Origin of the sequence: Pseudomonas sp. PAGU 2196 (genome assembly GCF_022179005.1) — a bacterium.
GTDB classification, from domain to species: domain Bacteria; phylum Pseudomonadota; class Gammaproteobacteria; order Pseudomonadales; family Pseudomonadaceae; genus Aquipseudomonas; species Aquipseudomonas kermanshahensis.
This window is the reverse complement of the sequence record NZ_BNTL01000001.1, coordinates 28,444-46,154: the sequence shown is the minus strand read 5'-3', so window position 1 is coordinate 46,154 and position 17,711 is coordinate 28,444. Positions and strand designations below refer to the sequence as shown.

Here is a 17,711-nt window from a genome sequence, read left to right as displayed (position 1 = left end):
CAGGGGGCTATTGAGCAGTCACTAGATACGGAAGCTGCCCACCAGGTGTTTCAGGCGCGAAGCCTGTTGCTCCAGGTCCGAACACGCGCGCAGGGTGGCCTGCAGGTTTTCGACACCTTCCTGGTTGAGCATGTTGATCTCGTTGATGTCCATGTTAATCGCCTCGACCACGGCTGTTTGCTCTTCGGTGGCGGTGGCCACCGACTGGTTCATGCCGTCGATCTCGCCGATACGCACCGTCACGCTGTCCAGCCGCTCGCCGGCCTGGTTGGCGATCTGCACGCTGTCCTGGCTGTGGCGCTGGCTCTGGCCCATGGTATCGACCGACTCGCGGGCACCGACCTGCAGCTCTTCGATCATGGTCTGCACCTGTTGTGCCGACTCTTGGGTGCGGTGTGCCAGGTTGCGCACCTCGTCGGCGACCACGGCAAAGCCACGCCCGGCTTCACCGGCGCGGGCGGCTTCGATCGCCGCGTTCAAGGCCAGCAGGTTGGTCTGCTGGGAGATGCTGGTGATGACTTCGAGAATCTGGCCGATGTTGACGGTCTTGCTGTTGAGCGTCTCGATGTGCGCACTGGAGGTGACGATCAAGTCGGACAGGCGGTTCATCGCGGCGATGTTGCGCTCGACCACCTGCTGGCCCTCTTCGGCCAGCAGCCGTGCGGAGCTGGCGTGTTGCGAAGCCTGGGCAGCATTGCCGGCGATTTCCTGTGCCGCGGCGCCCAGTTCATTGATGGCGGCGGCGACGCTGTTGGTGCGGTTGGATTGCTCGTCCGAGTTGGTCATCGACGAGTTCGAGGCGCTGATCACGCGCAGGGCCACTTCATTGACCTGCTCGGTGGCCGAGGACACTTCGCGGATGGAGCCGTGGATACGCTCGACGAAGCGGTTGAAGGCGCTGCCGAGCAGGCCGAATTCGTCGTGGTTGTGGATGCGCAGACGCTTGGTCAGGTCGCCTTCGCCTTCGGCGATGTCTTCCATGGCGCGTGTCATGGTCAGCAACGGTTGCATCAGCACGCGAATCAGCAGGCCGAGCAGGCCGATGATGATGACCACCGCGACCAGCGTGGCGATCACCGCCGAGGTGCGGAAGGTGCTGAGCATGGAGAAGGCTTTGTCCTTGTCCACCGACAGGCCGATGTACCAGTTGGCCGAAGGCAGGCCTTTGATCGGGGTGAAGGTGAGCAGGCGGGTCTCGCCCTGGGCCTGAACTTCTGTCAGCTCACCGGACAGTTTCGGCGTGTGCTGAGGGAATAGGTCTGACAGCGATTTCATCACCAGGCTCTGGTCCGGGTGTACCAGGATTTTGCCTTGGTCGTTGACCAGGAAGGCGTAGCCCATGCCGCCGAAGTTCAGCGAGTTGATGATCTGCACCAAGCCGTCGAGGGCCAGGTCGCCGCCGACCACGCCCACGCTGTTGGAGACCTTGCTGAGAATGCCGATGACCATCTTGTTGGTGGTCATGTCGATGTACGGTTCGGTCAACGTTGCGCCAGAGGCGTTCATGCCGTCCTTGTACCAGGGGCGGGTGCGTGGGTCATAACCCTCGGGCATCTTGGCGTCCGGGCGCACGCTGAAACCGCCATCGACTTTACCCAGGTACACCGTGAGGAAGCTTGTGATCAGCGCATTCTGCCCCATCAGGGTTTCAGCGTCGTTGGGGGCCTGGGCAATGTTTTGTGCCAGGTTCTCTACCAGCTTTATACGGCCTTCGAACAGGTTGCGGATATTGGTCGAAGTCGACTCGCCCATTTCAGTCAGATAATTCTCCAGATCCTCTCTGATGGCATTACGCTGGAGATAATCGTTATAGAGGGTGAACAGGCTGAAGGCGAGTATCACGATCAGTGAGGCCGCCAAGAGAATCTTGTGGCTGAAACGAAGGCTTTTGCTCATGGAGTAATCGGTTCCGCTAAGGTTTTATCGGGCGTTCGCACGAATACATCTGCAAGACAGTGCAACATCCCGGGAAGTCCTAGTTGGGTTGCTACTGTGTTCTAGGCGAATATCACCCCGAGGTATCGGCCGATACGCGGCAAAGCTTGAGAAGAGGATGAAAGAAGATGTCGGATTCTTCGCAAATAGTTGTAGGGGCGGGCCTTGATGGTCAGCCTGTCAATCAAGCCATGCGCCTCGCCAACCGTCACGGTCTGGTCGCCGGCGCCACGGGCACCGGCAAGACGGTCACCTTGCAGCACCTGGCCGAGGTGTTCAGTGATGCGGGCGTGGCAGTATTCGCGGCCGATGTAAAAGGCGACCTGTGCGGCCTGGGTGCGGCGGGCGCACCGCAGGGCAAGGTGGCCGAACGCATTGCCGGCATGCCTTGGTTGGGGCATACGCCGCAGGCTTATCCGGTAAGCCTGTGGGATATCGCCGGGCAGTCCGGCCACCCCTTGCGCACAACCCTCAGCGAAATGGGGCCGCTGCTGCTGGGTAACCTGCTGGAACTGACCGACAGCCAGCAGGCAGCCTTGTATGCGGCATTCAAGGTGGCCGACCGTGAAGGCCTGCTGTTACTCGACCTCAAGGACCTCAAGGCGCTGCTGGCGCACCTGAAGGACAACCCGCAGATGCTGGGTGAAGACAGCGCGCTGATGACCAGTGCCTCCACCCAGGCCTTGCTGCGTCGCCTGGCGACACTGGAGCAGCAAGGTGCCGAGGCGCTGTTCGGTGAGCCCGCGTTGCAACTCGAAGACTTGCTGCGGCCCGGCAGTGACGGCCGTGGGCGCATCCACCTGCTCGATGCCAGCCGGCTGGTGCATGAAGCGCCGAAGGTGTATGCAACCTTCCTGCTGTGGCTGTTGGCGGAGTTGTTCGAACAGTTGCCAGAGCGCGGCGATGCCGACAAGCCAGTACTGGCGCTGTTCTTCGATGAGGCGCACTTGCTGTTCAACGGCACGCCCAAGGCATTGCAGGACCGCCTGGAGCAGGTGGTTCGGCTGATTCGCTCCAAGGGCGTGGGGGTCTACTTCGTGACCCAGTCGCCAGGTGATCTACCCGATGCCGTGCTGGCCCAATTGGGTTTGCGCATCCAGCATGGTTTGCGTGCGTTCACCGCAAAAGAGCAGAAGTCGCTGCGGGCCGTGGCCGATGGTTTCCGCCCCAACCCCGCATTCGACAGCCTGGCGGTGCTGACCGAGTTGGGTATTGGTGAAGCGTTGGTCGGTACGCTGGAAGAGAAGGGCACCCCCGCCATGGTGCAGCGGGTGCTGATCGCGCCGCCGCAGTCGCGTATCGGGCCATTGAGTGCGGCTGAGCGCACTGCATTGATTACCTCGTCACCGCTGGCCGGGCGTTATGACAAGCCGGTGGACCGTGAATCGGCTTATGAAATACTCACTCAGCGCAAAGGTGAGCCTGTCGAGCCAGCGCCAGTGCCGAAGGCCGATGAAGAGAGCTTTGCCGACAAAGCTGGCGATTTTTTGCAGAGTGCAGCGGGGCAGGCGATCAAGTCCGCCGTGCGGCAGGCGGCCAATCAGTTGGGGCGGCAATTGGTGCGCGGGCTGATGGGGTCGTTATTGGGGGGCAAGAAGCGCTAGCAGCGCCACGCACTGCAGGAGCAGCCTTGCGCTTCGAAGAGGCCGGTACAGCCCATGAAGCTGTAGTGCCTTTGCCGACGTCTTCGCAGCGCAAGGCTGCTCCTACAGAGGCGCGGTAATATGAAAAAGGCGCCCGAAGGCGCCTTTTTCTACAGCGGTGTCGCTCAGCCGATTGCCTTGGACGCCAGCCAGAACAGGCCAGCTGCCAAGCCCATCGAGGCAGGCAGGGTCAGGATCCACGCCAGCAGGATGGTCTTCACGGTGCCGCCTTGCAGGCCGCTCTTGTTGGCGACCATGGTACCGGCCACGCCGGACGACAACACGTGTGTGGTCGATACCGGCAGGCTGAACACGTTGGCCATGCCGATGGCACAGGCCGCGGTGATCTGCGCCGACATGCCCTGGGCGTAGGTCATGCCTTGCTTGCCGATCTTCTCGCCAACGGTCAGGACCACGCGCTTCCAGCCGACCATGGTACCCAGGCCCAAGGCCAGGGCAACGGCCACGATCACCCAGAACGGTGCGTATTCGGTGGTGGCGGTGAGGTCTTTGCGCAGCTTCTCCAGGTCCGCCTTTTCACGGGCATCGAGGCCTGGCAGCTTGCCGACCTTTTTCGCCGTGTCATCCAGGCAGAGCAGGTAGCGGCGAACTTCCACGCGCTTCTCGGCATCCAGGGTGTGGTAGTCAGTCACGCCCTTGAGCGAGGCCTGCAGTGCGGCGATGGTCGGCTCGGTCTGCTGCGGGTTGCAGCTGAACTGCTCCGGCAGGTCGCTCGCCTTGGCCTTGCCCAATGCCAGGAACTCACCCAGGGTGGCGGCATTGCGCTCGTAGAACTGGCTCATGTGCAAGGTGGCGTCGCGGGTGCGTTCGATCTGATAGGTGGTGCTGTTCAGGTCGAGCACGAACTTGGCCGGTACGATACCGATCAGCACCAGCATGATCAGGCCAATGCCTTTCTGGCCATCGTTGGAGCCGTGCACGAAGCTTACGCCCATGGCCGAAATCACCAGTACCAGGCGGTTCCAGAACGGCGGGTGCTTCTTGTCGTCGAGCTTGCGGCGCTGTTCAGGCGTCTTGTGCATCTTCGACAGCGGGCGCCACCATTTAAGGCCGATCAGCACCAGCGCAGCGACCGCGAAGCCGGCCATGGGCGAGACCACCAGCGACATGGCGATGTCGATCGCCTTCTGCCAGTTGACGCCATCGCCCAGCGGGATGTCGTTGATCAGGGCGTTGGCCAGGCCAACACCGAGGATCGAGCCGATCAGCGTGTGCGAGCTGGAAGCCGGGATACCGAAGTACCAGGTGCCCAGGTTCCAGGTGATGGCCGCAGCCAACAGCGAGAAGACCATGGCCAGGCCGTGTCCGGTGTTCACATTGATCAGCAGCTCTACCGGCAGCAGGTGAACGATGGCATAGGCCACCCCGACACCACCGAGCAGAACGCCGAGGAAGTTGAACACGCCGGAGAAGAACACGGCGAGGTGCGGCGGCATGGCTTTGGTATAGATGACGGTAGCTACCGCGTTGGCGGTGTCATGAAAGCCATTGATGAACTCGAAGGCGAGTACGAAGGTCAAGGCGAGCAGGAGGCTCACCAACACCCAGGCATCCAGTCCGCTGAATAAATCGATCATGAAGGTTGTCTGGCGGTCTTAGGGGGGCGGGATTATGCCAGAAAATATTGGCAATCGATGCACCTGCTACAGACCAATAGCACGCACTGTGACGCAGCCTTCACGCGCTTGCCAACGCTTGCATGAACAGTAGCGTCCGCAAAAAAGCGTGAAATATTCAAAAAATCGGCAAATGTCTGGGAAATAATCGACGCTTGACTGATTCAAACGGCCGTATGAAATTTGTGTAATTCCATTTCATCATCGACCTCTGAGTAAAGATCGACCGCGCCCGGGCAGGCCGGGCGACGACGCGGAAGGCGGAACGTTGCGCTTACGGCTTGTCGCTGCGCAGTTCCTTTTCCATTTTTTCCAGTTCCTGGTTGAACGCCTGGTCACGCACGCTGGCGCGCTTGCGCCACGGTTTGCGTTCGGGGTCCGGTTGAGCGGCGTAGGTGGTCACTTCACCACCGTAAACATCCTTGTAACGTTCAGCCTGGCGCTCGAGTTCTGCGCGCAGTTCATCTTTCGTCACAGTAGTACCTGAGTAAGTTGAATTAAGACTGTTGTTTTAGCTGTACAGCATGCCCCTGTGCATACAAAGGATGCCACAGGGAAAGCAGAGGGGGTGCCATACAAAACCTGCACATGCGCGGGTTGCCCGTAAGTGCTGGAGACAGCGGTGTGTTCCATTACCACAGCAACAAGGCGTACAACCCAATCGATTATAGCAACCGATAATTCTTCGAACAGGGATATTTACCAAAGCCTGACATGCCCGTCGAAGTAGTTGGGCTCAATGGGTAACGCGTCACACCGTGCGTATAACTTTGAAAGGCGCGAGCGGCAAAAGTTCGTCGGCCAGCCGTGGCGAACGCAGAAAGTAAAACGGCCTCGCACAAGGCGAGGCCGTTGCCTGGGACTTCTACGGTGGGTACCTGACCAGTCTCTCCAAAGAAGCCACAAAGTGGCATGAGAAAGGTATAAGCAAAAGTGTCAGCGGTCAATTGCGATTATCGGCCGTTCGTTCGATAATCGCACGAACCAGCGTTTTTTTTGAGGTGAGCGATGAGCGACGAAACAGCGGCCAACGAATCTGCCAACCCAGAGTCGGCACGCCCTGCCGCACCCGCCCTGGCGCCGCCGATCGTGGCGTCGCCGGCCAAGCGTATTCAGGCGTTTACTGGCGACCCGGATTTCATGACCTCCCTCGCGCGTGGGCTGGCAGTCATCCAGGCGTTTCAGGAGCGCAAACGCCACCTGACCATCGCCCAGATCAGCCACCGCACCGAAATCCCTCGCGCAGCCGTACGCCGTTGCCTGCATACCTTGATCAAGCTGGGCTATGCGACGACTGACGGGCGTACGTATTCACTGCTGCCCAAGGTGTTGACCCTGGGCCATGCCTACCTGTCGTCGACGCCATTGGCGATTTCTGCGCAGCCGTACCTGGACCGCATCAGTGACCAACTGCACGAGGCGGCCAACATGGCCACCCTCGAAGGCGACGACATCCTTTATATAGCCCGATCGGCGACTGTGGAGCGGTTGATCTCGGTCGACTTGTCGGTAGGCGGGCGCTTGCCGGCCTACTGCACGTCGATGGGGCGCATTCTGCTGGCGGCGATGGACGACACCAGCCTGCGCGAGTACCTCGACCGGGCTGACCTCAAGCCGCGTACCAGCCGCACCTTGCACGATGCCGAATCCTTGTTTGCCTGCATTCAGCAAGTACGAGCCCAGGGCTGGTGCGTGGTGGACCAGGAACTGGAGCAAGGGCTGCGTTCGATCGCCGTGCCGATCTATGACGCTTCGGGGCAGGTGTTGGCTGCATTGAACGTCAGCACCCACGTCGGGCGTGTGACGCGCAGCGAACTGGAGCAGCGCTTCTTGCCGATCCTGCTGGCAGCCAGTCGAGACCTTTGCCATCAATTGTTTGGTTGATGCCGCGCAAGGGAGGGCCGCTGAGCGCCCTTCCTGCCCCATTATCGAGCACGGACGCCTTTCCTGTTCGATAAACGCACAATGTCGTGCTCAGTGAATTGCGTCGTCCCGGTAGGCTGATTAATGTCTCTCGCAACGGTCGGCTTTGCCGACCGAACAAGAAAAACATGTGAGGCACATACCATGACTACTGTCCCATCGCTGCCGCGGCCGCACCCGCTCGCAGCACTGTTGTATCCAGGCTGACGCAGGCCGCCATCCTTCTATTATCAACCCCTGTACTTGCGCGCTGAGTGCAGTGGCATGGCCGTGCCCTAATTCTGGATAACAACAATGAACCAACCGCAAACCAACGTCGGCAAATGCCTCGACGTCCAGTCGTTCATCAACGACCAGCCGCTGTCCCGCTATCAATGGCGCGTCGTGCTGCTGTGTTTTCTGATCGTTTTCCTCGATGGCCTGGACACTGCCGCCATGGGCTTCATCGCCCCGGCCTTGTCGCAGGAGTGGGGCATCGACCGCGCCAGCCTCGGACCGGTCATGAGTGCCGCGTTGATCGGCATGGTGTTCGGCGCACTGGGCTCAGGCCCGCTGGCCGACCGTTTTGGGCGTAAAGGCGTGCTGGTGGCTGCCGTGCTGGTGTTCGGCGGCTTCAGCCTGGCCTCGGCCTACGCGACCAATGTCGACCAGTTGCTGGTTCTGCGCTTCCTCACCGGGCTTGGCCTGGGTGCGGGTATGCCCAATGCGACGACGCTGCTGTCCGAGTACACCCCTGAGCGGCTCAAATCGCTGCTGGTGACCAGCATGTTCTGCGGCTTCAACCTGGGCATGGCGGGCGGTGGGTTTATCTCCGCGAAGATGATCCCGGCGTATGGCTGGCATAGCCTGCTGGTGATCGGTGGCGTGCTGCCGCTGTTGCTGGCGGTGGTGTTGCTCATCTGGTTGCCGGAGTCGGCACGCTTCCTGGTAGTGCGTAATCGCGGTACGGACAAAGTCCGCAAAACCCTGGCGCCGATTGCGCCGCAGGTAGTGGCCCAGGCGGCCAGCTTCAGTGTGCCGGAGCAAAAGGCGGTGGCGGCGCGCAACGTATTTGCGGTCATCTTCTCCGGCACCTACGGCCTGGGCACGATGTTGCTGTGGCTGACTTACTTCATGGGCTTGGTGATTGTCTACCTGTTGACCAGCTGGCTGCCGACCCTGATGCGTGACAGCGGGGCCAGCATGGAGCAGGCGGCGTTCATTGGCGCACTGTTCCAGTTTGGCGGCGTGCTGAGCGCAGTCGGAGTGGGCTGGGCCATGGATCGCTTCAACCCGCACAAGGTCATCGGCATTTTCTACCTGCTGGCCGGGGTGTTTGCCTACGCGGTGGGGCAGAGCCTGGGCAACATCACCCTGCTCGCCACACTGGTGCTGGTCGCTGGCATGTGCGTTAACGGTGCGCAGTCGGCCATGCCGTCGCTGGCTGCCCGCTTCTACCCAACCCAAGGGCGTGCCACGGGCGTTTCGTGGATGCTGGGCATCGGCCGCTTTGGCGCGATCCTCGGCGCCTGGAGTGGTGCGACGCTGCTGGGCCTGGGCTGGAATTTCGAACAGGTGCTGACAGCGCTGCTGGTGCCGGCGGCATTGGCGACGGTGGGTGTGGTCGTGAAAGGGCTGGTCAGCCACGCGGACGCGACCTGAGTGCCGAAGGGGGCCGCTTTGCGGCCCATTCGCAGCACAAGGCTGCTCCTACAGTAGAAATACATAAATGGTTCGATAATCGCACATAAGGTCGATTATCGGATTGTAAGGGACCTACCAGTCTCCTTAATCTGAACGCACTGATGAACCCTGACCGGTAGTCTCCAAAGCAAGCCGGCACCCCATGAATTCGCTGTCGCTGCGGTTCATTCGGGGGGCAACCCGCGAGCAGATCGTTGCGGCCATCCGCTGGGCGATCCGCTTTGCCGGCGACGTGCAGACCACCACCGAATCCACCCGAATCGAGATGTCCGCCTTACGCGACCTCGAAGCCCATACCGCCGCGGCCCATGGCCAGATGGCAGGAGATGCCAAATGCGCGACGTATTCATCTGTGACGCCATCCGCACCCCGATCGGCCGCTTCGGCGGCGCCCTGGCCGGCGTGCGCGCCGATGACCTGGCGGCAGTGCCGCTGAAGGCGCTGATCGAGCGTAACCCTTCGGTGCAGTGGGATCAGGTCGACGAAGTGTTCTTCGGCTGTGCCAACCAGGCCGGTGAAGACAACCGCAACGTGGCGCGCATGGCGCTGCTGCTGGCGGGCCTGCCTGAGAGCATTCCTGGCGTGACCCTGAACCGCCTGTGCGCATCGGGCATGGATGCCATCGGCACGGCGTTCCGCGCGATCGCCAGTGGCGAAATGGAATTGGCCATCGCCGGTGGCGTCGAGTCGATGTCGCGTGCACCCTTCGTGATGGGCAAGGCCGAAAGCGGCTACTCGCGCAACATGAAGCTTGAAGACACCACCATCGGCTGGCGTTTCATCAACCCACTGATGAAGAGCCAGTACGGCGTCGATTCGATGCCGGAAACCGCTGATAACGTCGCTGACGATTACCAGGTTTCCCGCGCCGACCAGGATGCATTCGCCCTGCGCAGCCAGCAAAAGGCCGCCGCGGCCCAGGCAGCCGGCTTCTTCGCCGAAGAGATCGTGCCAGTGCGCATTGCCCACAAGAAGGGCGAAACTATCGTCGAGCGTGATGAACACCTGCGCCCGGAAACCACCCTGGAAGCATTGACCAAGCTCAAGCCGGTCAATGGCCCGGACAAGACAGTCACCGCAGGCAACGCGTCGGGTGTCAACGACGGTGCTGCGGCACTGATCCTGGCCTCGGCGGAAGCGGTGAAGAAACACGGCCTGACCCCACGTGCCCGGGTACTGGGCATGGCCAGCGGCGGCGTGGCTCCTCGGGTCATGGGCATTGGCCCCGTGCCTGCGGTGCGCAAGCTGACCGAGCGCCTGGGTGTGGCGATGAGCGACTTCGACGTGATCGAGCTGAATGAAGCGTTCGCCAGCCAAGGCCTGGCCGTGCTGCGTGAGCTGGGTGTGGCCGATGATGCGCCGCAGGTAAACCCCAATGGTGGCGCGATTGCCCTGGGCCACCCGCTGGGCATGAGTGGCGCGCGCCTGGTGCTGACGGCGTTGCATCAGTTGGAGAAGAGCGGCGGGCGTAAAGGCCTGGCGACCATGTGTGTGGGGGTAGGCCAAGGTTTGGCGTTGGCCATCGAGCGGGTTTGATCAGGCTCGGCCTCTTCGCGGGTAAACTGGCTCCCAGAGGGATCCACGCAATCCTCTGTGGGAGCGGGTTTACCCGCGAAGAGGCCGGATCTATGAGACACAAGGCTAATGGCCAGCCGCGCAGCGGAACGAGTGTGTTACTAGGTATGTCTAGACTTACCTAGGACCCTCCAGGAGTAAAACCTCATGACCTCAACCTATTACACCGGCGAAGAACGCAGCAAGCGTATCTTCGCGATCGTCGGTGCCTCTTCAGGCAACCTGGTGGAATGGTTCGACTTCTACGTCTACGCCTTCTGCGCGATCTACTTCGCCCCGGCCTTCTTCCCCTCCGACGACCCCACTGTGCAGTTGCTCAACACCGCGGGTGTGTTCGCAGCGGGCTTCCTGATGCGCCCCATTGGTGGCTGGATCTTTGGCCGCCTGGCCGACCGCCATGGCCGCAAGAATTCCCTGATGATCTCGGTGCTGATGATGTGCGCCGGCTCCTTGATGATTGCCTGCCTGCCGACCTACGGCAGCATTGGCACCTGGGCGCCGGCGCTGCTATTGCTCGCCCGCTTGATCCAAGGCCTGTCGGTAGGTGGCGAGTACGGCACCACGGCGACCTATATGAGTGAAGTGGCACTGCGCGGCCAGCGCGGTTTCTTCGCCTCGTTCCAATACGTGACCCTGATCGGCGGCCAGTTACTGGCGGTGCTGGTGGTGGTCATCCTGCAGCAGTTGCTGACCGAGGACGAACTGCGCGCTTGGGGCTGGCGTATTCCGTTCGTGGTCGGTGCCGTGGCTGCGTTGATCTCGTTGATGCTGCGTCGCTCGCTGCACGAAACCAGCAACGCCGAAACCCGCAATGACAAAGACGCCGGCTCGATCAGCGGCTTGTTCCGCAATCACGCCGCGGCGTTCATCACCGTGCTGGGGTACACCGCCGGCGGTTCGCTGATTTTCTACACCTTCACCACCTACATGCAGAAGTACCTGGTCAACACGGCCGGGATGAACGCCAAGAGCGCCAGCTATGTGATGACGGGGGCGCTGTTCCTGTTCATGATCCTGCAGCCGTTCTTCGGCATGCTGTCCGACCGTATCGGCCGGCGTAACTCGATGCTGCTGTTCGGCGCCTTGGGCACGCTGTTCACCGTGCCCCTGTTGATGGCGCTGAAGACCGTGACCAGCCCGTTCCTGGCGTTCGTGCTGATCAGCCTGGCCTTGTGTATCGTCAGTTTCTACACCTCGATCAGCGGCCTGGTAAAAGCGGAGATGTTCCCGCCGCAGGTGCGCGCACTGGGTGTGGGCCTTGCGTATGCGGTGGCCAACGCCATGTTCGGCGGGTCTGCTGAATACGTGGCCTTGGGCCTGAAGACCCTGGGCATGGAAAACACTTTCTACTGGTACGTGACGGCCATGATGGCGGTGGCTTTCCTGTTCAGCCTGCGCCTGCCGAAGCAGGCAGCGTACCTGCACCATGACGATTAAGGACCTGCAATGACGTACCGTGCGGACAACCAGCTGTTCGATGCCTACTTCACCGCGCCGGCCATGCGCGAGATTTTCTCCGACCGTGGCCGCCTGCAGGGCATGCTCGATTTCGAAGCCGCCCTGGCCCGCGCCGAAGCGGCCGCAGGGCTGGTGCCGCACACTGCGGTGGCGGCCATCGAGGCGGCCTGCAAGGCTGAGCGTTACGACGCTGGCGCCCTGGCCGATGCCATCGCCAGTGCCGGCAACTCGGCGATCCCGTTGGTGAAGGCGCTGGGCAAAGTGATCGCCAGCGGCGTGCCCGAGGCCGAGCGCTACGTGCACCTGGGCGCCACCAGCCAGGACGCCATGGACACCGGGCTGGTACTGCAACTGCGCGATGCCCTCGACCTGATCGAGGCAGACCTCGCTCAACTGGCCGATACCCTGGCGCGCCAGGCCTTGCACCATGCCGACACCCCGATGGTGGGGCGTACCTGGCTGCAACACGCCACGCCGGTCACCTTGGGCATGAAGCTGGCCGGTGTGCTGGGCGCATTGACCCGTCATCGCCAGCGGCTTCAGGAGCTGCGCCCGCGCCTGCTGTGCCTGCAGTTCGGTGGTGCGTCCGGCAGCCTGGCAGCGTTGGGCAGCAAAGCCATGTCGGTGGCCGAGGGCCTGGCCGAGCAGCTCAAGCTGCACTTGCCCGAGCAACCCTGGCACACCCAGCGTGACCGGCTGGTGGAGTTTGCCTCGGTGCTGGGCCTGATCGCCGGCAGCCTGGGCAAGTTTGGCCGCGATGTCAGCCTGCTGATGCAGACCGAGGCGGGGGAGGTGTTCGAGCCTTCCGCGCCAGGCAAGGGTGGTTCGTCGACCATGCCGCACAAACGCAACCCGGTGGGTGCCGCGGTGCTGATCGGTGCCGCTACCCGCGTGCCGGGCCTGTTGTCGACCTTGTTCGCCGCCATGCCTCAGGAACATGAACGCAGCCTTGGCCTGTGGCATGCCGAGTGGGAAACCCTGCCGGATATCTGCTGCCTGGTTTCCGGCGCCCTGCGCCAGGCCCAGGTGATTGCCGAAGGCATGCAGGTCGATGCCGAACGTATGCGCCGCAACCTCGACCTGACCCAGGGGCTGGTGCTGGCCGAGGCGGTCAGCATTGTCCTCGCTCAGCGCCTGGGCCGTGATCGCGCCCACCATTTGCTCGAGCAGTGCTGCCAGCGCGCCGTCGCCGAACAGCGCCACCTGCGTGCCGTGCTGGGTGACGAGCCGCAGGTCAGTGCCGAATTGTCGGCAGAAGAACTCGATCGCTTGCTCGACCCTGCCCATTACCTTGGCCAGGCCCGCGTCTGGGTGGCGCGCGCCGTGGCCGAACATCAACGTTTCACTGCCTGAAGGAGACTGCTGTGGCGCATTTGCAACTGGCCGATGGCGTACTGAACTATCAAATCGATGGCCCGGCGGATGCTCCGGTGCTGGTCTTGTCCAACTCCCTCGGCACCGACCTGGGCATGTGGGACACGCAGATCCCCGTGTGGAGCGAGCACTTCCGTGTGCTGCGCTATGACACCCGCGGCCACGGCGATTCGCTGGTGACCGCCGGCCCGTACAGCATCGAGCAACTGGGCCGCGACGTCGTGGCCTTGCTCGACGCCCTGGACATCAACAAGGCGCACTTCGTCGGCCTGTCGATGGGCGGCCTGATTGGCCAGTGGCTGGGCATCAACGCCGGCGAACGCCTGGCCAGCCTGACCCTGTGCAACACCGCCGCCAAGATTGGCAGCGATGAGGTCTGGAACCCGCGTATCGACACCGTGCTCAAAGGCGGCCAACAGGCCATGGTCGCGCTGCGCGACGCGTCCATCGCCCGCTGGTTCACCCCAGCCTTCGCCCAGGCGCAGCCCGAGCAGGCCCAGCGTATCTGCCAGATGCTCGCGCAGACCCAGCCTGAGGGCTATGCGGCCAACTGCGCTGCGGTACGCGACGCCGACTACCGCGAGCAGGTGCAGCGTATCCAAGTGCCGACGCTGATCGTTGCCGGTACTGAAGACGTGGTGACCACGCCGGAACATGGCCGCTTCATGCAGGCGGCTATCAAGGGTGCCGAGTATGTCGATTTCCCGGCGGCGCACCTGTCCAACGTCGAGATTGGCGAGCGCTTCAGCCGCCGTGTACTCGACTTCCTGCTGGCCCACTGAGGACAACGCCATGGATGAGAAACAACGCTACGACGCGGGCATGCAAGTGCGCCGCGCGGTGCTGGGCGATGCCCACGTGGACCGCAGCCTGGAGAAGCTCAACGACTTCAATGGCGAGTTCCAGGAAATGATCACTCGCCATGCTTGGGGTGATATCTGGACCCGCCCTGGCCTGCCGCGCCATACCCGCAGCCTGATCACCATCGCCATGCTGATCGGCATGAACCGCAACGACGAGCTCAAGCTGCACCTGCGCGCCGCTGCCAACAATGGCGTGACCCGTGACGAGATCAAGGAAGTGCTGATGCAGAGCGCGATCTATTGCGGTATTCCGGCAGCCAATGCCACCTTCCACCTGGCGGAGTCGGTGTGGGATGAGCTGGGGGTTGAGTCGCGCCAGTCGTGACCTTCGCTGTTTTCACTGGCCCTATCGCCGGCTTTCCGTCGATGGGGCCAGTGGCGGCAACTGTTGTCACACCGCCGCGTTTTTCTGCCTGATGGCAACCGGCCCGGCGTTGGCTTCCACGGCCCGCTTCAGCGCCGGGCACAACCCCAGCATGAATGCAGCTTCAGCCACCACGAACAGCGGCCCGATGATCAGCCCGCTGATGTCGTCGACGAACGCCGGCTTGCGGCCCTCGTAGTAGTGGCCGACGAACTGGATGATCCAGCCCAGCACAAATGCCCCCAGCCCAGCCCCCAGCCACAGCCCGGTGCTTTGCACCGCCAGTACCTGGCCAACCCACAGGCACAGCCCCAGCAGCAGGCCCATGACCAGCCCGAAGCGCAGGTCCAGGCGCAGGTAGAACCACACCGAGGCGGCGGCCGCCAGCAGGGCAGGTGACAGCCAGATGCCTGCAATGTCCCAGCCTGGGCGCGACAGCAGGATGGTCACGGCCAGCACGATCAGGGGAATGCCGACGAAATGGGTGGCGATGTTGCGCGGGTCGCGGTGGTAATGGGCGTACTGGCTCAGGTGCTCTTCGAGGTTTTTCATTGTTGTGCCTCCCTGGTTTGCCTGATCGGGGTTTACTGCCTGTGCCGGCCCCTTCGCGGGCACAGGCAACCTATATTGCTCAGGATAGCCTGCAGCCCACCAGCATCATCACTTCAGCGAATGGCAGCACTCCGCAGGGGCGCATCCAGCCCCACCAGCGTCTCGATCATCGCCCGCGCCGCCGGTGACAATCGGTAGCCGCTGCGGCTGACCACGCCGCAGCGCACGCTGAGCACTTCCAGCGCTGGCGGCAGGTTGCGCCAGTGCAGGCGCACCAGGCGGCCGGCCGCCAGGTCTTCGGCAACGGCTTCTTCGCTGGCGGTACCGATTGCATTACTGGCCTGCACGACACTGCGCAGCACCGCCAGGTGCTCGGTCTGCAGGTGCGGGGTGAAGTCGTTGCGCCCGCTCAGGTTGGCCAGGCGCTTGCGCACACCGGGCGCGAGCAGGGCGCTGGCCAGCGGGTAGGTGAACAGGTCGTTGGTCGACAAGCTGTCCTTGGCCAGCAACGGGTGGCCGGGGCGGCAGAAGAACAGGCCGGGGCGTGGCGAAAGCGGCTCGGTATGGAAGTTGGGGTCGGCCTCGAACGGGCGGATGTCGTCGACGAAGAATTCGATTTGCTCACGGCGCAGTGCCTGGCCGAGGCGCTCGGCATTGTCCACCAGCAGCGAGGTACGAATACCCGGGTGGCTGTCGATGAAGTGGCGCAAGGCATCGGGGACCAGGCGAACAGCCAGTGCCGGGCCGCTGCCGAAGTGCAATTCGCCAGCGTCGAGCTTGGTCATCTGTAGCACTTCGTTGCTCAACTGCGCGGCACCTTGCACGAGGCGGCGTGCGTGCTGCAGCACCACCAAGCCTTCCGGGGTGGGTGGCAGGGCCTTGCTGGCGCGGTCTACCAGGGCGCAGCCGAATGTCTGCTCCAGGCCCTGGATGGCACGGCTGAATGCAGGCTGGGTGATGCCCATGGCTTCAGCGGCGCGGACAAAACTGCGGTATTCGTTGAGGGCGATAAAGTAGCGCAGTTGACGGAGGTCCATGTCGCGGCTCTGGGGCGGGGATCAGGGCTCGATTTAAGCTGCTACAGCTTATGTCGTCAACGAAGGTTTGTTTAGGTTGTTATGCGATATAGTTATTTGTGCGTCAAGTCATTCGGCCTCTTCGCGGGTAAACCCGCTCCCACAGGGACCGCGTGGTTCTTCAAACCGGCGCGGACCTGTGGGAGCGGGTTTACCCGCGAAGAGGCCTGTGAAATTACAGCAGGTTCAGCGGGTAGCTCACGATCAAGCGGTTCTCATCGAACGCGTTGGTGCTGAAGTCCCGGCGCATGGTCGAGTTGCGCCACTTCAACGAAAGGTCCTTGAAACTGCCCGACTGCACCACATAAGCCAGTTCCGTTTCCCGCGCCCATTCCTTGCCGTCGTCAACGCCACCTGCAGTCACGTTGTCACCCTTGATATAGCGGTTCATCAGGGTCAGCCCCGGTACCCCGACAGTGGCGAAGTTGAAGTCATGGCGAACCTGCCAGGAGCGTTCCTTGGCGTTGTCGAAGCTTGAGTTGTAGCTGTCGTTGGCCAGGGTGCCGCCGCTGGTGCCGTTGACGCGCATCCAGGCGTCATCGCCGCTGACCTTCTGCAGGCCGACGTAGAAGGTATGGCCCTGGTAGCGAGCCGAGAGCAGCGCCGAGGCGGTGCGGTTGTCCAGGTCGCCGGCGCGCTCGGCACCGTCTTCCTTGCCAGTGAAGTAACCGAGGTTGGCGCCCAGGGTCCAGTCGCCCAGTGGCTGGCTGTGGACCAGGTTGAGGTACTGCTGGCGGTAGATGTCCTTGAGCTGGGCATCCCACAGGGCAATCGTCGTGCGCTTGTCGTTGAAGGTGTATTCACCGCCGCCGAAGTTGAAGCGGTCAGACGTGAAAGCACCGCGGCCATTGAGCGACATGTCTTCCATGCTGGCGTCGTTGCGCGGGCTGTTGGCGCGGAACTGGCCGGCGTACAAGGTCAGGCCGTCGATCTCTTTGGAGGTCAGCTGGCCGCCGCGGAAGGTTTGTGGCAGCGAGCGACCATCGTCGGAGCGCAGGATCGGCAGCACCGGCATCCATTCGCCGACCTTCAATTCGGTCTGCGAGAGCTTGGCTTTCAAGGCCACGCCCAGGCGGCCGAAATCATCGGCGGGGCGGCCATCGTCGTGCACCGGCAGCAGGTGAGTGTTGGTGGTGCCTTTACCGCCATCGAGCTTGACCGAGTACAGGCCCAGTACGTCCATGCCGAAACCGACGGTGCCTTGGGTAAAACCGGAGCGGGCGTCGAGGATGAAGCTTTGGGTCCATTCTTCGGCCTTGGCCTGCGGGTGAGCCGGGTCGACGAAATTGCGGTTGATGTAGAAGTTGCGCAGGTTGAGGGTGGCCTTGCCGTCCTCGATGAAACCACCGTCGGCGGCGAACACGGGGAGGGTGCAGGACATGGCCAACAGGCCTGGCAGCAGCTGGCGTGCGGGGTACGAAATGCTCATCTGTCGTGGATCTCTTGTTTTTATTGGCGAGCCGTTGCATTGCAGGATGCGGCCTGCAAGCACGGGTCTTTTGATGAACGTGGGCAACGTTGCGTGAGCGGATGGTGCGGGGTAGGCAAGGGGGGAGGCAATTCGTCGCAGACGGTATGGGGCGATTATCGAACGGAATGTTCCAGTTGGTTAATTGTTTTCATGTGCC

General features: G+C 62.4%; 13 protein-coding genes and 3 pseudogenes. 9 read left to right on the top strand and 7 right to left on the bottom strand.

All coding sequences use genetic code 11. From position 1 onward, the window contains the following. Positions 1 to 21: 21 nt before the first annotated feature. Both MFF34_RS28200 and MFF34_RS28195 read right to left on the bottom strand, forming a co-directional pair. A pseudogene (locus MFF34_RS28200) lies at positions 22 to 618 on the bottom strand (methyl-accepting chemotaxis protein); the annotation flags it as partial. Positions 619 to 879: 261 nt separating this feature from the next. Beyond that, a pseudogene (locus tag MFF34_RS28195) lies at positions 880 to 1,752 on the bottom strand (cache domain-containing protein); the annotation flags it as partial. Positions 1,753 to 2,063: 311 nt separating this feature from the next. Between MFF34_RS28195 and MFF34_RS00190 the strand changes: the two are divergent. Continuing rightward, positions 2,064 to 3,539 carry a helicase HerA-like domain-containing protein gene (locus MFF34_RS00190; protein WP_238209444.1) on the top strand — a complete coding sequence of 492 codons (1,476 nt, stop codon included), beginning with the start codon at positions 2,064 to 2,066 and terminating at the stop codon, positions 3,537 to 3,539. Between the two features lie 164 nt (positions 3,540 to 3,703). Here MFF34_RS00190 and MFF34_RS00185 read toward each other — a convergent pair whose 3' ends face one another. Both MFF34_RS00185 and MFF34_RS00180 read right to left on the bottom strand, forming a co-directional pair. Then, a complete protein-coding gene (locus tag MFF34_RS00185; protein WP_027594084.1) occupies positions 3,704 to 5,176 on the bottom strand; it encodes an inorganic phosphate transporter in 1,473 nt (490 codons plus the stop codon). A gap of 313 nt (positions 5,177 to 5,489) precedes the next feature. After that, a complete protein-coding gene (locus tag MFF34_RS00180) occupies positions 5,490 to 5,690 on the bottom strand; it encodes a hypothetical protein (RefSeq protein ID WP_027594085.1) in 201 nt (66 codons plus the stop codon). A gap of 533 nt (positions 5,691 to 6,223) precedes the next feature. On the opposite strand from MFF34_RS00180, the gene pcaR reads away from it, so the two are divergent. From pcaR to pcaC, 8 genes and pseudogenes are all read left to right on the top strand, one after another. After that, positions 6,224 to 7,099, top strand: a complete 876-nt coding sequence (gene pcaR, locus MFF34_RS00175) for a pca regulon transcriptional regulator PcaR (protein ID WP_050580745.1) — start codon at positions 6,224 to 6,226, stop codon at positions 7,097 to 7,099. 333 nt (positions 7,100 to 7,432) lie between these two features. Then, a complete protein-coding gene (locus MFF34_RS00170; RefSeq protein WP_027594087.1) occupies positions 7,433 to 8,779 on the top strand; it encodes an MFS transporter in 1,347 nt (448 codons plus the stop codon). A 183-nt stretch (positions 8,780 to 8,962) separates the two neighbouring features. After that, positions 8,963 to 9,152: pseudogene (locus MFF34_RS00165) on the top strand (CoA-transferase subunit beta); the annotation flags it as partial. A gap of 2 nt (positions 9,153 to 9,154) precedes the next feature. Further along, the gene (gene pcaF / locus MFF34_RS00160) at positions 9,155 to 10,357 is read left to right on the top strand and encodes a 3-oxoadipyl-CoA thiolase (RefSeq protein WP_099430329.1); all 1,203 of its coding nucleotides are present in this window, start codon (positions 9,155 to 9,157) and stop codon (positions 10,355 to 10,357) included. A 186-nt stretch (positions 10,358 to 10,543) separates the two neighbouring features. Further along, positions 10,544 to 11,833 carry an MFS family transporter gene (locus MFF34_RS00155; protein ID WP_027594089.1) on the top strand — a complete coding sequence of 430 codons (1,290 nt, stop codon included), beginning with the start codon at positions 10,544 to 10,546 and terminating at the stop codon, positions 11,831 to 11,833. A 9-nt stretch (positions 11,834 to 11,842) separates the two neighbouring features. Then, the gene (locus tag MFF34_RS00150) at positions 11,843 to 13,207 is read left to right on the top strand and encodes a 3-carboxy-cis,cis-muconate cycloisomerase (protein ID WP_238209442.1); all 1,365 of its coding nucleotides are present in this window, start codon (positions 11,843 to 11,845) and stop codon (positions 13,205 to 13,207) included. Positions 13,208 to 13,218: 11 nt separating this feature from the next. After that, on the top strand, positions 13,219 to 14,010 hold the full coding sequence (pcaD, locus tag MFF34_RS00145; protein WP_085273603.1) for a 3-oxoadipate enol-lactonase: 792 nt from the start codon (positions 13,219 to 13,221) through the stop codon (positions 14,008 to 14,010). 10 nt (positions 14,011 to 14,020) lie between these two features. After that, on the top strand, positions 14,021 to 14,416 hold the full coding sequence (gene pcaC, locus MFF34_RS00140; RefSeq protein WP_136913148.1) for a 4-carboxymuconolactone decarboxylase: 396 nt from the start codon (positions 14,021 to 14,023) through the stop codon (positions 14,414 to 14,416). Between the two features lie 66 nt (positions 14,417 to 14,482). On the opposite strand, the gene MFF34_RS00135 is transcribed toward pcaC, so the two are convergent. From MFF34_RS00135 to MFF34_RS00125, 3 genes are all read right to left on the bottom strand, one after another. Next, positions 14,483 to 15,007, bottom strand: a complete 525-nt coding sequence (locus tag MFF34_RS00135) for a DUF962 domain-containing protein (RefSeq protein ID WP_099430327.1) — start codon at positions 15,005 to 15,007, stop codon at positions 14,483 to 14,485. A gap of 113 nt (positions 15,008 to 15,120) precedes the next feature. After that, complete coding sequence (locus MFF34_RS00130; RefSeq protein ID WP_238209439.1) at positions 15,121 to 16,044, bottom strand: LysR family transcriptional regulator; 924 nt, start codon at positions 16,042 to 16,044, stop codon at positions 15,121 to 15,123. A gap of 214 nt (positions 16,045 to 16,258) precedes the next feature. Then, complete coding sequence (locus MFF34_RS00125) at positions 16,259 to 17,512, bottom strand: OprD family porin (RefSeq protein ID WP_027594095.1); 1,254 nt, start codon at positions 17,510 to 17,512, stop codon at positions 16,259 to 16,261. Positions 17,513 to 17,711 lie beyond the last annotated feature (199 nt).